This window comes from Dactylosporangium aurantiacum (assembly GCF_000716715.1).
In the GTDB taxonomy this organism is placed as follows: domain Bacteria; phylum Actinomycetota; class Actinomycetes; order Mycobacteriales; family Micromonosporaceae; genus Dactylosporangium; species Dactylosporangium aurantiacum.
The window spans coordinates 1-12520 of record NZ_JNYJ01000042.1 but is presented as its reverse complement, the minus strand read 5'-3'; the positions used below and the strand labels follow the sequence as shown (position 1 = coordinate 12520).

Annotated in this window: 10 protein-coding genes; 6 read left to right on the top strand and 4 right to left on the bottom strand. The window is 73.6% G+C overall.

The genetic code is table 11. The features are described 5' to 3' along the window. The first annotated feature begins 55 nt into the window (after positions 1-55). The 4 genes from OP18_RS37395 to OP18_RS37380 are packed head-to-tail and all read left to right on the top strand — an operon-like array spanning position 56 to position 4463. Entirely contained in the window at positions 56-838 is a 783-nt protein-coding gene (locus OP18_RS37395) for an LmeA family phospholipid-binding protein (protein WP_081971438.1), read from the top strand. Continuing rightward, complete coding sequence (locus tag OP18_RS37390) at positions 835-2961, top strand: MMPL family transporter (protein ID WP_052387908.1); 2127 nt, start codon at positions 835-837, stop codon at positions 2959-2961. The genes OP18_RS37395 and OP18_RS37390 overlap by 4 nt, the downstream gene beginning before the upstream one ends. A gap of 34 nt (positions 2962-2995) precedes the next feature. Beyond that, positions 2996-3550, top strand: coding sequence for a redoxin family protein (locus tag OP18_RS37385; RefSeq protein WP_033363903.1), 555 nt, complete (start codon positions 2996-2998; stop codon positions 3548-3550). Between the two features lies 1 nt (position 3551). Then, positions 3552-4463, top strand: a complete 912-nt coding sequence (locus tag OP18_RS37380) for a cytochrome c biogenesis CcdA family protein (protein ID WP_052387907.1) — start codon at positions 3552-3554, stop codon at positions 4461-4463. On the opposite strand, the gene OP18_RS37375 is transcribed toward OP18_RS37380, so the two are convergent. Continuing rightward, positions 4405-4596, bottom strand: a complete 192-nt coding sequence (locus OP18_RS37375; RefSeq protein WP_033363902.1) for a hypothetical protein — start codon at positions 4594-4596, stop codon at positions 4405-4407. The genes OP18_RS37380 and OP18_RS37375 overlap by 59 nt on opposite strands. A gap of 21 nt (positions 4597-4617) precedes the next feature. Continuing rightward, the gene (locus OP18_RS37370) at positions 4618-4938 is read right to left on the bottom strand and encodes a hypothetical protein (protein ID WP_033363901.1); all 321 of its coding nucleotides are present in this window, start codon (positions 4936-4938) and stop codon (positions 4618-4620) included. A 119-nt stretch (positions 4939-5057) separates the two neighbouring features. Between OP18_RS37370 and recD2 the strand changes: the two genes are divergently transcribed. Next, entirely contained in the window at positions 5058-7280 is a 2223-nt protein-coding gene (gene recD2, locus OP18_RS37365; RefSeq protein ID WP_033363900.1) for an SF1B family DNA helicase RecD2, read from the top strand. A gap of 45 nt (positions 7281-7325) precedes the next feature. Here recD2 and OP18_RS37360 read toward each other — a convergent pair whose 3' ends face one another. Together OP18_RS37360 and OP18_RS37355 are read right to left on the bottom strand one after the other, a co-directional pair. Continuing rightward, positions 7326-7922 (bottom strand): hypothetical protein, encoded by a 597-nt coding sequence (locus OP18_RS37360; RefSeq protein WP_156090068.1) that lies wholly within the window; start codon positions 7920-7922, stop codon positions 7326-7328. A gap of 202 nt (positions 7923-8124) precedes the next feature. After that, positions 8125-9690: a sigma-70 family RNA polymerase sigma factor gene (locus tag OP18_RS37355; protein WP_033363938.1), complete on the bottom strand. Its 1566-nt coding sequence runs from the start codon at positions 9688-9690 to the stop codon at positions 8125-8127. Positions 9691-10334: 644 nt separating this feature from the next. On the opposite strand from OP18_RS37355, the gene OP18_RS37350 reads away from it, so the two are divergent. Next, on the top strand, positions 10335-12332 hold the full coding sequence (locus tag OP18_RS37350) for an alpha-L-fucosidase (protein WP_033363898.1): 1998 nt from the start codon (positions 10335-10337) through the stop codon (positions 12330-12332). Positions 12333-12520: the final 188 nt, after the last annotated feature.

Here is a 12520-nt window from a genome sequence, read left to right as displayed (position 1 = left end):
CGGACTCTCATCGTCGTCGCATCGTCGCCAGCGGTACGGCTGATGCAGTGGACGGGTGCCCAAACCACCACTGCGCCTGCCCGCCGCCCGCCACCTGATACCCCGCCGTCGCCGGACGCGCGTCGTGATCGTCGCCGCGCTGCTGTGCGTCGCGGCGCTGGCCGTCACCGACCGGGTGGCCGCCGCCGTCGCCGCGGACCGGATCGCCGACCGCCTGCAGTGCCTGCCCGGCGTCGGCCGCCGCCCCCAGGTCACCGTCCGGGACCTGCCGTTCCTGCCGCAGGTGCTCACCGGGCGGTACCGCCGCATCGACGTGACCGTCAGCGATCTGCGCCGGGGCCAGTTCCACCTGGCGACCGTGCGGGCATCGCTGCGCGACACCGGACTGTCCGGCGACGGCGTGTCGGTCGGCGCCGCGACCATGCAGGCCGTCGCCGGCTTCGACGCGTTGCCCACCCGGCTCGGTGAGCGTGACGTCACCTACGGCGCGGCCGGCGGCCTGCTGGCGATCGGCACGACCGCGACCGTCGGCGGGCAGCGGCTGCCGGTGACCCTGCTGGCCCGCCCGACGATCAGCGACGGCACGCTGCTGATCGAGCCGCAGGAGGTCGAGATCTTCGGCATCCGCCGCCCCGCCAAGGGCCTGCTCGACCGGCTCGGCGCCGGCGACGCCAGCCGGAAGCTGCCCGACCTGCCGGCGGGCCTGCGGTACCGCGACGTGCGCGTGGAACCCGACGGGCTCACCATCACCGTGACCGGCACCGACCTGTCGATCCACCGCCCCGCGGCGGCGCCGCGCGCCGTGCCGACCGGCGCCCCGTGTGGAGACCGGTCATGACCGCGATCGAGCACGGCGTCCTGTACCGGCTCCTCGGCCGCCTCGGCCGGGCCTGCGCCACCAGACCCCGGTCGGTCCTCGCCGCCTGGCTGGTGCTGATCGCCGGCCTGGCCGCCGCGGTGGCGCTCAACGGCCGCCCGACCGACAACGACGTCACCCTGCCCGGCAGCGACGCCCAGGTCGCCCGCGACCTGCTGGAGCGCGCCGACCCCGGCACCCGCGACGCCAACGCCCAGCTGGTCCTGCACGCCGGCAGCGGCCGCCTCGACGACCCCGCCCGCGCCGACGTCCTCGCCGGCGTCGCCGCCCGGATCGGCGGGATCGCCCACGTCGTGCAGGTCCTGCCGCCCTCGGCGGAGCGGGGCTCGCTGAGCGCCGACGGACGCACCGGGTACCTGACGTTGACCTTCGACGTGCCGCCGCGGAGCCTGGACCGGCCGGTCGCCGACGCCGTGCTCGCCGCGGCCGCGCCGGCTCGTGACGCCGGCATCGACACGGTGCCCGGCGGCGCCCTCGCCGCCGCGGCGGACCGCACCGGCTCCCGCACCAGCGAGCTGCTCGGTCTCGCGGCGGCGGTCATCGTGCTGCTGTTCGCGTTCGGCGGTCTCGTCGCGGCGGCGCTGCCGATCGTCACCGCCCTGCTCACCCTCGCCGGGGCGCTGAGCGTGATCGGCCTCGCCGGCCACCTCACCGGCATACCGGCGGTGGCGGCGACCCTGGCCACCATGGTCGGCCTCGGCGTCGGCATCGACTACGCGCTGTTCCTGATCACCCGCCACCGCCAGCAGCTGGCCGACGGCGTGCCGGTCGCCGACGCCGTCGCGCACAGCGTCGCCTCGTCAGGCAGCGCGGTGCTGTTCGCCGGCGGCACGGTCGTCATCGCCCTCGGCGGCCTGGCCGTCGCCGAGGTGCCGCTGCTGGCCACGCTGGCCTGGACCACCGGCATCGCGGTGGGGTTCGCCGTCGCCGGTGCGGTGACCCTGCTCCCGGCCATGCTGGCCGTGCTGGGCGGCCGGATCGACGCCCTGCGGGTGGCGCGCCGGCGCGGCGGCGCGGGCCGCAGCGGCTGGGGGCGGCTCGCCGGCGCGGTCAGCCGCCGGCCGTGGCGCTGCGCGCTGCTCACCACCGCGCTGCTGGGCGCGCTGGCGTACCCCGCGCTCGACCTGAGCCTCGGGCAGATCGACGCCGGCAGCAACCCGCCCGGCAGTGCCGCGCGGCAGAGCTTCGACCTGCTCGCCGGCGGATTCGGCCCCGGCGTGAACGGTCCGCTGACCGTCGTGCTGCCGCTGGACCCGCCGGCCACCGGCGCGGCCGATCCGCGGCTGGCGGCACTGACCGACGCGGTGCGGGCCGTCCCGGGCGTGGCCGCCGCGGGCCCGGCGGCGCTGAGCGGCGGGGCGACCGCGACGGTCCGGGTCACGCCACGGACCGCCCCCGGCGACCCGCGCACCGCGCAGCTCGTCACCGCGCTGCGCGCGGTCCGGGTGGACGGCACGGCCCCGCACGTCGGCGGCGCCACCGCGACCCGTGCCGACCTCGCCGACCGGCTCAGCGCGCGGATGCCCGCCGTCATAGCGGTGGTGGTCGCACTGTCGGCGCTGCTGCTCCTGCTGGCCTTCCGGGCCCCGGTGGTGGCGCTGAAGGCGGCGGTGATGAACCTGGTGTCGATCGGCGCCGCCTACGGCGCGCTCACCGCGGTGTTCTCCTGGGGCTGGGGTGTCACCCTGCTCGGCCTCGACGGCCCGGTGCCCGTCGAGAGCTACGTCCCGACGATGCTCTTCGCGCTGCTGTTCGGCCTCTCGATGGACTACGAGGTGTTCCTGCTCACCGCCGTGCAGGAGGTGTGGCAGCGTACGACCGACAACACCGCCTCGGTGCGTGAGGGACTCGCCGCGACCGGCCGGGTCATCACCTCGGCCGCATGCATCATGGTCGTCGTCTTCGCCAGCTTCACCCTGCACACCGACCCGGTCATCAAGATGTTCGGCCTCGGCATGGCCGTCGCGATCACCGTCGACGCCACCGTCGTGCGCGGGTTGCTGGTCCCGGCGACGATGGCCCTGCTCGGGCCGGCCAACTGGTGGCGGCCCACCCGCCGGCGCACGGTCGTCACCGGTTCGTAAGATGCGGACCGGCCCGGCGCTCCTAGAGTGAGGCATGCCCATGAACCGTGCCGCCGCCGCGCTGGTCTGTGCCCTGCTGGTGCTCAGTGGGTGCGGTGCCCCGGCCGGGTCGACCGGGCCGGCCGGGACCGCCCCCACAGGGATGCCGGCCGCCTCGTCAGCCGCGCCCGTGCCGGCCCGGTCCGGTGTACCGCAGACGCTGAACTTCACCGCCACCACGCTGGACGGCGCGGCGTTCGACGGTGCGACGCTGGCGGGCCGGCCGGTGGTGTTGTGGTTCTGGGCACCGTGGTGCCCGACCTGCGCACGGCAGGCCCGCGGCGTCAAGGCCGCCACGCAACAGCTCGCCGGCCGGGTCGCCGTGGTCGGCGTCGGTGGGCTGGACGAGCCCGCCGCGATGCGGCGGTTCGTGGGGGAGTGGAAGCTCGAGACGGTGCCGCAGCTGGCCGACGAGCCCGGGGTGCTGTGGAAGCGGTTCGGGGTGACCGCGCAGAGCACGTTCGTGTTCCTCGACGCCTCCGGTGCGGTCGTGTTCAAGGGGGTCCTGGACGGCGACGACGTCGCCGGGCGCGCGGGCGGGCTCGGCTGACGTGTCGGACCTGGGTCTGGCGCTCGCGGCCGGGCTGCTGGCGGCGGTCAACCCGTGCGGGTTCGCGCTGCTGCCGGTGTACCTCACCGTGCTGGTCCTCGGCGACGACGCGCCGTCCAGGCCGGTGGCGGTGCGCCGCGCGGTGGCCGCCACGGCCGCGATGACCGCGGGTTTCGTCGCGGTGTTCGGGGTGTTCGGGCTGCTGCTCACGCCGGCGTTGAGCGCCGCGCACGCGGTGCTGCCGTGGTTCACCGCCGGGTTCGGGCTGCTGGTCGCGGTCGCCGGCGGCTGGTTGCTGGCGGGCCGGTCCCTGCCGGGGCTGACCGCGCTGCGGGTGCGTGGACCGGTGGTGCGGCGCACTCCGCTGTCCATGCTGCTGTTCGGGATGGCGTACGCGGCGTCGTCGCTGTCCTGCACCATCGCCCCCTTCCTGGCCATCGTGGCGTCGTCGCTGCGCGCCGGCACGCCCGGCGCAGGGGTGGCGCTGTTCGTCGCGTACGCCGCCGGGATGGGGCTGCTCGTCGGCGCCGCCGCGCTCGCGGTCGCGGTGAGCCGGCCACGGATGGTGACCGGGATGCGCCGGTTCGGCCCGGCGCTGTCCCGGCTCGTCGGCGTGGTGGTGCTGCTCGCCGGTGCCTACGTCGCCTACTACGGCATCGCCGAGCTCCGCGGCGACGTCGAGGACCCGGTGCTCGACGCCGCGCAGACCGTCCAGCGGTCGCTGGCCGGGGCGGTGGACCGGCTCGGCGCCGCCGGGTTCGTCGTGGTGTCCGGCGCGCTGCTCGCCGGTGCGCTGCTCACGATGCCCGCACGCAACGCCCTGCGCCGGCGCCGCCGGCCGCGGCGGCACCCGGTCAGCGGATCTTCGGGCAGTACCGCTGCGCGGCCGCGACGGCCGTCTCCAGGCGGCTGACGGCGTCGCCGGAGGAAGGCTTGGTGTACCACGCGTCGACCGCGTCCAGGTACTGCTCCAGGGCCGCCCGCTGGCCGGCGTCCGGCGACTTCGCGACCTCGGCGCGGGCCGCCTTGCTCAGCCGCGGGACCATCTCCTCGAGCTTGGCCTTCAGCTAGGCGGCCTTGGCCGTGTCGCCCTGGTTGGTGGCGGTGACGTACTGACCCCAGGTGCTCGTCAGGATCAGCCGCTCCGGCGCGTAGACGTCGTCGACCGCCTGGCACACCGACGCGACGGTGACGGTGGGCGCGGTGCTCGCGGCGGGTGCGCTGCTCGCGGTGCTCGCGCCGGGCGCCGCGCTCGCGGTGCCGGCGCGGCTCGCCCCGGGCGCGGTGGCGCTGGGCGTGCCCTCGCAGCCGGCGGCGAGCGTCACGGCGGCGGCCAGGGCGATGGTCAGGGCGATGGTCAGGGCGGTCAGTCTTCGGCGCGTGGTCAATTCGGGCTCCCCGTGGTTGTGGATCTCGACACGGGGAGGATGCCACACCCGCCGCGAGCAGACCCTCCGTGCCGCCGCGGCCGGGCCCGCCTGCGAGTGGTGACGGGCCGGCGGGCACGATGGTCGCCGTGACCGCGAACGCCGCCCCGAACCGTCCGCCGGGTGCCGTGCTGGAGGCCGTGCTGGAGCGGCTGACCTACGTCAACGAGGACACCGGCTACACCGTGGCCCGGGTCGCGACCAGCCGCAGCGGCGACGAGCTGCTCACCGTGGTCGGCGCGTTGCTCGGCGCGCAGCCCGGGGAGAGCCTGCGGCTGGTCGGCCGCTGGTCCAGCCATCCGAAGTACGGCCGGCAGTTCGAGGTCGAGTCCTACACCACCGTGCTGCCGGCCACCGTCCAGGGCATCCGGCGGTACCTGGGCTCCGGCCTGGTCAAAGGCATCGGCCCGGTGTTCGCCGAACGGATCGTCGAGCACTTCGGCCTGGACACCCTGCGCGTGATCGAGGAGGAACCCGGCCGGCTGGTCGAGGTCCCCGGCCTCGGCCCCAAGCGCACCGCGAAGATCACCGCGGCGTGGGAGGAGCAGAAGGCCATCAAGGAGGTGATGGTGTTCCTGCAGGGGGTGGGGGTGTCCACGTCCCTCGCGGTGCGGATCTACAAGCAGTACGCGGAGGAGTCCATCGCGGTCGTCCGGAACGAACCGTACCGGCTCGCCGCGGACGTGTGGGGCATCGGGTTCAAGACCGCCGACACCATCGCCCGGGCCGTCGGCATCCCGCACGACAGCCCGGAACGGGTCAAGGCCGGCCTGCAGTACACCCTGTCCGAGGCCACCGACGACGGGCACTGCTTCCTGCCGCAGCCGCAGCTCGTCGCCGACGCGGTGAAGATCCTCGACGTGCCCGGTGACCTGGTCGGCACCTGCCTGGAGACGCTCGCCGCCGAGGAGGGCGTGGTCCGCGAGACGCTGCCCGGCCGGGACGGGCCGGTGACCGCGGTGTACCTGGTGCCGTTCCACCGGGCCGAGACCGCCCTCGCCGCCGCCCTGACCCGGCTGCTGCACCATCGCGCCGACCGGATGCCGCACTTCGCCGGCGTCGACTGGAGCAAGGCCCTCGCCTGGCTGCACGCCCGGACCGGCACGACCCTGGCCGCCGAGCAGGAACAGGCGGTGCGCCTGGCCCTGACGTCGAAGGTCGCGGTGCTCACCGGCGGACCCGGCTGCGGCAAGAGCTTCACCGTGCGCTCCATCGTCGCGCTCGCCGCGGCGAAGCAGGCGAAGGTCACCCTGGTGGCGCCGACCGGACGGGCCGCGAAGCGCCTCGCCGAGCTGACCGGGCACCCCGCCGCCACCGTGCACCGGCTGCTGCAGCTGCGCCCCGGCGGCGAGCCGACCTTCGACCGGGACAACCCCCTGGACGTCGACCTCCTCGTCGTCGACGAGGCCTCCATGCTGGACCTGATCCTGGCCAACAAGCTCGTCAAGGCCGTCCCGCCGGGCGCGCACGTGCTCCTGGTCGGCGACGTCGACCAGCTCCCGTCGGTCGGTGCCGGTGAGGTCCTGCGCGATCTGCTCGCCGCCGACGCGGTCCCGCGGGTGCGGCTGACCCAGGTGTTCCGCCAGGCCGCCCAGTCCGGCGTCGTGGTCAACGCCCACCGCATCAACGCCGGGAAACCACCGGTCACCACCGGCCTCGCCGACTTCTTCCTGTTCCCGTGCGAGGACACCGACGCGACCGCCGCGCTCACCGTCGACGTCGCCTGCACCCGGATGCCGGCCAGGTTCGGCCTCGACCCGCACCGCGACATCCAGGTCCTGGCCCCGATGCACCGCGGCCCGGCCGGCGCCGGCGCCCTCAACGGCCTGCTGCAGCAGCGGCTCACCCCCGGCCGGGACGGCCTGCCGGAACGCCGCGCCGGCGGGCGGGTGTTCCGCATCGGCGACAAGGTCACCCAGATCCGCAACAACTACGACAAGGGGCAGGCGGGCGTGTTCAACGGCACCCTCGGTGTCATCACCGCGCTGTCCACCGACGAGCAGACCCTCACCGTGCGCACCGACGAGGACGAGAGCATCGACTACGACTTCGACGAGCTGGACGAGCTGGCGCACGCGTACGCGATGACGATCCACCGGTCCCAGGGCTCGGAGTACCCGGCGGTGGTGCTCCCGCTGACCACCAGCGCGTGGATGATGCTGCAACGCAACCTGCTCTACACGGCCGTCACCCGCGCCAAGAAGATCGTGGTCCTGGTCGGCTCCCGCCGTGCCCTCGCCGCCGCCGTGCGCACCGTCGGCGCCGGCCGCCGCCACACCGCCCTCACCCACCGCCTCGCGTAGCGCGGTGCCGCCGGGCCGGCCCAGGCCGGCCCGGTCGGTGCCCGGTCAGCCGACCGTGCAGCTGACAGTGACGTCGTCGACGCGCATGCCGACCACCCCGAACTCCTGCCCGACGAGCACGAAGCGGATGAAGACGTCGCGCGGTCCCGGGGTCCAGTAGCCGGTCGAGTAGCGCCGCCACGTGCCCACCTGGTTCAGGTCGGTCAGCTGGAACGTCCTGGAGATCTGGTACGTCCAGTCGCTGACCCGGATCACCTCGAGCTGCATCGTCACCGGGGTCTTGCGGGCGTAGTCGACGTTGATCCAGGCGCCCAGGTCGCACTGGGCGGAGCCGGCCGGGATGCGCACCTGGCGGCCGTAGGACAGCCAGTTGGCGCCGTACCCGGAGTTGTTGAGGATCGAGGCGTACCTGGTGCCGCGGTACGCCTCGGCCGCGTCGTCGATGACGTCCACGGGGTTGCAGGTGCGGTAGCGCGGGCAGTCCTCCGGGCCACCGCCGTCCTGGTTCCACAGCGACTCCGTGGTCTCGAAGCCGTCGTTGAGGTTCCAGTAGGTGGCCGCCTCCGCGCGGGCGCCCGTGCCGAGGACGACGGCACAGACGGCCACGGCCGCCACCAGCGCCTGCTGCAAACGGCGTGCCATGGAGGCGGACCGTAGGGATCCGGTGACGCACCGGGCAACCAGCGCCGGACACGCGGACGGCGCGACCAGCGCCCCGCGCGTGAAACCTCCACACCAGACGCCGGCATCCTGCCGGTGGCGTGCTGGCCTCGCCGCGACCTGCGCAGGTCGGCGGTGGTCGTCTTCAGCTCGGCGGGCGGCCCGCATCACTCAATGGCGGTCCTCACGGCGCCAGTGGTGACCGCACGACGAACGAGCTGTCGGCCACGAACGCCGCGGTGTCGTCGGACAGCGCCACCCACAGCTCCTCGCCGCGATGGCGGATGAAATGCCGGGGATAGTTGGACGATTCCAGGGACACGGACGCCGCCGTCGAGCCCTGGCGTGGGCAGAAGGTCACGTCGCCGCGGAACAGCGCAGAGCCGTCGTCGGCGAACAGCCGCAGCCGCCACGACGAGTGCCGCAGGTACTGGCCGTCGCCGGCCCGGAAGGAGAAGCACGCCGGGTCGGCCAGGCCCGGCACCACCTGGAACGTCGCCCGCTGCCGGGCCGCCACGTCGGTCGTCGCGGGGGAGCCGGCGAGCATGCCGACGGTGTCGACGAAGGTGACGAACTGGCCGGCCTGGTTCGCCGCCTCCAGTGACACCCGGCCCGGCCGGAGGGCGCCGGCGGCGCTCGCCGGCGGGGTCGTGCCGGCGGTGCCGGACCGGGTGGCCGCGGTGGACGCCGGGGTGGGCGCCGGAGGGCGGGCCGTGCGCGGCGTGGCGGGCGGCGCCGGCGCGGCCGCCGCCGGGGGCGGCTGCCGCGGCTGCGGCCGGGCAGCGACGGTGACCGTCCCGCCGGCGATGAGGGCTCCCGCGGCGAGCGCCGCCGCGACCGGGTGGGCGGCGACGGAGCCGGCGAGCCGGCCGAGCAGGCCGGCCTGGACACCCGCACCGACGCCGCCGGAGGTGGCCGCCCCGACCGCGGCGGTGATCCCGGTGCCGGACGCCAGCTTGCCCAGGATCGTCGCGGTCAGGCTCATCGGTACCGCCAACAGGGCGAACCCCGCCAGGAGCCGCTCGGTCGGCAGGAAGTCGGCGCCGGCCGCGGCGCACGCCGGGCACGACCGCACGTGCCGGCCCAGTCGTTTGCGCCACAGCGGGCTTGGCCGGCCGTCCCATGCCGCGACGATGCGGTCGAGGGCCGGGCAGCGCTCCGGGCGCTCCAGCGCGGCGACGATGGAGCGCGCCGCTTCGAGCCGGGTCCGCATCCGCTGGATGCGCACCCGGGTGTGCGCGCCGCGGGTGCCGGTGCCGGCCCCGACCTCCGCCCGGGTCAGCTCGCCGGCGACCTCGAGCCACCACAGCGCCAGCAGCGCCTGGTCGTCCGGGTCGAGCCAGCTGCCGGCGCGGGTCACCTGCCGGCGCTGCTGTGACAACGCGACCCGCAGGTCGGTGAGCCGCTCGAACTCGGCCGCCGCGTCCGGCAGCCCGGCCGCCGCGTCCAGCTCCGCCGTCCTCGTGGCCAGCCGGCGGCCCCGGCGCTGGTACGTGCCGACCTGGCGCACCGCGATGGCCGTCAGCCAGGACCGGTAGCTGTCCGGTTCGCGCAGCGCCGGCAGCTGGCGCATGGCACGCAGCATGGTGTCCTGCACGGCGTCGTCGACGTCCGGGTGGCCGCCCAGGGCCCGCCCGATGATGCTGTACACCAACGGGAGCGACGATGCGAGCAGCTCGTCCAGTGCCCGCCGGTCCCCGGTCTGGGCCTGGATGACCAGCGTCGTCTCGGCCGGTCGGGTCGCTTGCATGTTCATGTCTCTGCCCGTGCTGCTGTCGGCCGTGGCCGCGGGGCGCCGGCGGGTACGTCATTCGCAGTCGTTGACTGTGGCCGACCGGAACGGTTTCCGTCAAGACCGAATGATGCATTCGGGTGAGCGCTCACACGGTCGCGTCCATTTGTCGGTGTACGGCCGCGCGGCCCGTGCCGCCCTGCTGGTGGAGCGTGTGGCGGAAAACGTGTTACGGCGGGAAAGCCACGGAAGTCTTTGTCGCGGAGCCCAGAAAATACGTCTCGGAAATCTTGCGCGGCAATCGAAGATTTGTGATCCTCGGTGCTCGGGGAGCGCCGCCACCGCTTCCCGTGAGCATCCCGACCGCGCCGCCGGTCGCGACCTTTCCCGCGCGACCTCGGCGGACTCCCGTGCGTGCCCGGGCACGGCACGGCCTTCCTCATCGCCTCGTGCCGCCGTTGCTTCGGGCGGGCCGACCAGGTGGCCGGGAGCGCTCTAGTCCGTACAGGACATCTGATGTCTACTGAGATCTTGTGGCGCTCGCCGGTCAAATATCCGGCTTCGCCCAGTTGACTGGATCAATTTCCCGGGCTTAACGTCAGATGTCTGGCACCCGCCATGCCATGTCTACCTCCCACCTCCGTCCCTCTGAAGGGATCTCCATGTCTCGATCCCCGATCACCCGGCGGTCGTTCCTGACCGTCCTCGGTGCGTCCGGCGCGGCGATCGCCGCCGGCGGTGCCGAGCTGCTGCCCGCCCTGCCCGCCGCGGCGGCGATTCCCGGACCGACGAGCTACTCCGCCACGTGGGCGTCGGTCGACCAGCATCCGCCGGCCGCGGAATGGTTCCAGGACGCCAAGTTCGGCATCTACTACCACTGGGGCGTGTTCAGCGTGCCCGCGTACGCCAACGAGTGGTACCCGCGCAACATGTACAACAACGGCTCGAACGAGAACAACCACCACAAGAGCGTGTTCGGTGATCCGTCGGTGTGGCCGTACCACAACTTCATCAACGGAGCGCGGGACAAGGCCGGCAACTTCGTGCAGTTCGCGCCGAAGCTGCGTTCGGCGGGCGGCAACTTCGACCCGAACGAGTGGGCGCAGCTGTTCGTCGACGCCGGTGCCAGGTTCGCCGGGCCGGTGGCCGAGCACCACGACGGCTTCTCGATGTGGAACAGCAGCGTCAACGAGTGGAACTCTGTCGCCAGGGGCCCGCGGCTGGACCTGCTGCGCCTGCACGCCGACGCCATCCGCGCCAAGGGCCTCAAGCTGCTGGTGGCGATGCACCACGCGTACAACTTCACCGGCTTCTACCAGTGGGCGCCGGCGCAGTCCGACGCCAGCCTGAAGAAGCTGTACGGGCAGCTGGGCTCCGCGGCCGAGCAGCAGCTGTGGTACGACAAGCTCCGCGAGATCATCGACGGCTACCAGCCGGACATCATCTGGCAGGACTTCAACCTGTCGCAGCTGCCGGAGTCGCAGCGGCTCAACTTCCTGTCCTACTACTACAACCGCGCCGTCGCCTGGGACAAGGAGGTGGTCGCGACGTACAAGGACGGCTTCAACACCCGGGGCGAGGTCTTCGACTACGAGCGCGGCGGCCCGGCCGGCATCCAGACGCCGTACTGGCTGACCGACGACAGCATCTCCAGCTCCAGCTGGTGCTACACCGTGGGCATCGGCTACTACTCGACCAACGCGCTGCTGCACGCGCTGATCGACCGGGTCAGCAAGAACGGCAACATGGTGCTCAACATCGCGCCGATGGCCGACGGCACCATCCCGTCCGGGCAGCGCACCGTCCTGCTCGGCATCGGCGACTACCTGAAGCGCTTCGGCGAGTCCATCTACGCCACCCGCGCCTGGTCCTCGTTCGGTGAGGGGCCGACCCAGATGGGCGGCGGCACGTTCCAGACCCCGCGCACCGGCACGGCGCAGGACATCAGGTTCACCCGCAGCAAGGACAACCGGGTCCTGTACGCGACGATCCTCGGCTGGCCGGGAAGCACGGTCAACATCACCACGCTGGCCGCGGGCCGGATCAACCTCAGCACGCTGAGCGCCGTGCAGCTGCTCGGCTCCACCGCCGGCAGCTACATCAACCTGCCCACCCGCACCCAGGACGGCGCCGGCCTGCGGATCACCATGCCGTCCAGCAGCGCGCCCTACTCCGCCCCCGCGTATGTGGTGAAGCTGACCTTCTCCGGCGCGATCCCCGCGCTCGGCGGCGGCAGCGGGGTGCCGACCGGTTGGGCGAGGATCACCAACGTCAGCACCGGCCTGGTCCTCGACAGCGGCGGCAACGTCGCGTCCGGCTCACCGCTCAAGCAGTGGAACTATGACGGCAGCACCAACCTGCAGTGGCAGCTGGTGTCCCTCGGCAGCGGCTGGTACCGCCTGGTCAACCGCACCAACGGCATGGTCGCGGACAGCTGGGGCGACACCACCAACGGCGCCACCGCCATGCAGGCGGCCTGGAACGGCGGCAACAACCAGCAATGGCGCCTCAACGACATGGGCAACGGCCGCTACCAGATCATCAACCGCGGCACCGGCACCGCCCTGGACAGCGGCGGCGACGCGACCGTCGGCGCCCGCGTCAAGCTCTGGGCCCCCGACTCCAGCACCAACCTGCAGTGGACCATCACCGCCGTGTGAGCGTGCGCGGATCCGTGCCGTGACGCAGCGGCGCACAGGGCCAGGAATGCCGTCGCCGGCGTTCCTGGCCCTGTGGGTGTGGGGGACCGCTCAGTACTTGCGGTTCGGCAGCGCGGCCTTCGCCTGCTCCGGGGTGAAGGTGGTCTCCTCGGTCAGGACGCGCTGCGGGATCGTCTCACCGGCAACGA

What these genes read in the sequence shown, in the direction of transcription:
- OP18_RS37390 (WP_052387908.1), top strand. Translation starts at nt 835, where the DNA reads ATGACCGCGATCGAGCACGGCGTCCTGTACCGGCTCCTCGGCCGCCTC.
- OP18_RS37375 (WP_033363902.1), bottom strand. Translation starts at nt 4,596, where the DNA reads ATGGTCCCGCGGCTGAGCAAGGCGGCCCGCGCCGAGGTCGCGAAGTCG.
- OP18_RS37350 (WP_033363898.1), top strand. Translation starts at nt 10,335, where the DNA reads ATGTCTCGATCCCCGATCACCCGGCGGTCGTTCCTGACCGTCCTCGGT.
- OP18_RS37385 (WP_033363903.1), top strand. Translation starts at nt 2,996, where the DNA reads ATGCCCATGAACCGTGCCGCCGCCGCGCTGGTCTGTGCCCTGCTGGTG.
- recD2 (WP_033363900.1), top strand. Translation starts at nt 5,058, where the DNA reads ATGGTCGCCGTGACCGCGAACGCCGCCCCGAACCGTCCGCCGGGTGCC.
- OP18_RS37360 (WP_156090068.1), bottom strand. Translation starts at nt 7,922, where the DNA reads ATGGCACGCCGTTTGCAGCAGGCGCTGGTGGCGGCCGTGGCCGTCTGT.
- OP18_RS37355 (WP_033363938.1), bottom strand. Translation starts at nt 9,690, where the DNA reads ATGCAAGCGACCCGACCGGCCGAGACGACGCTGGTCATCCAGGCCCAG.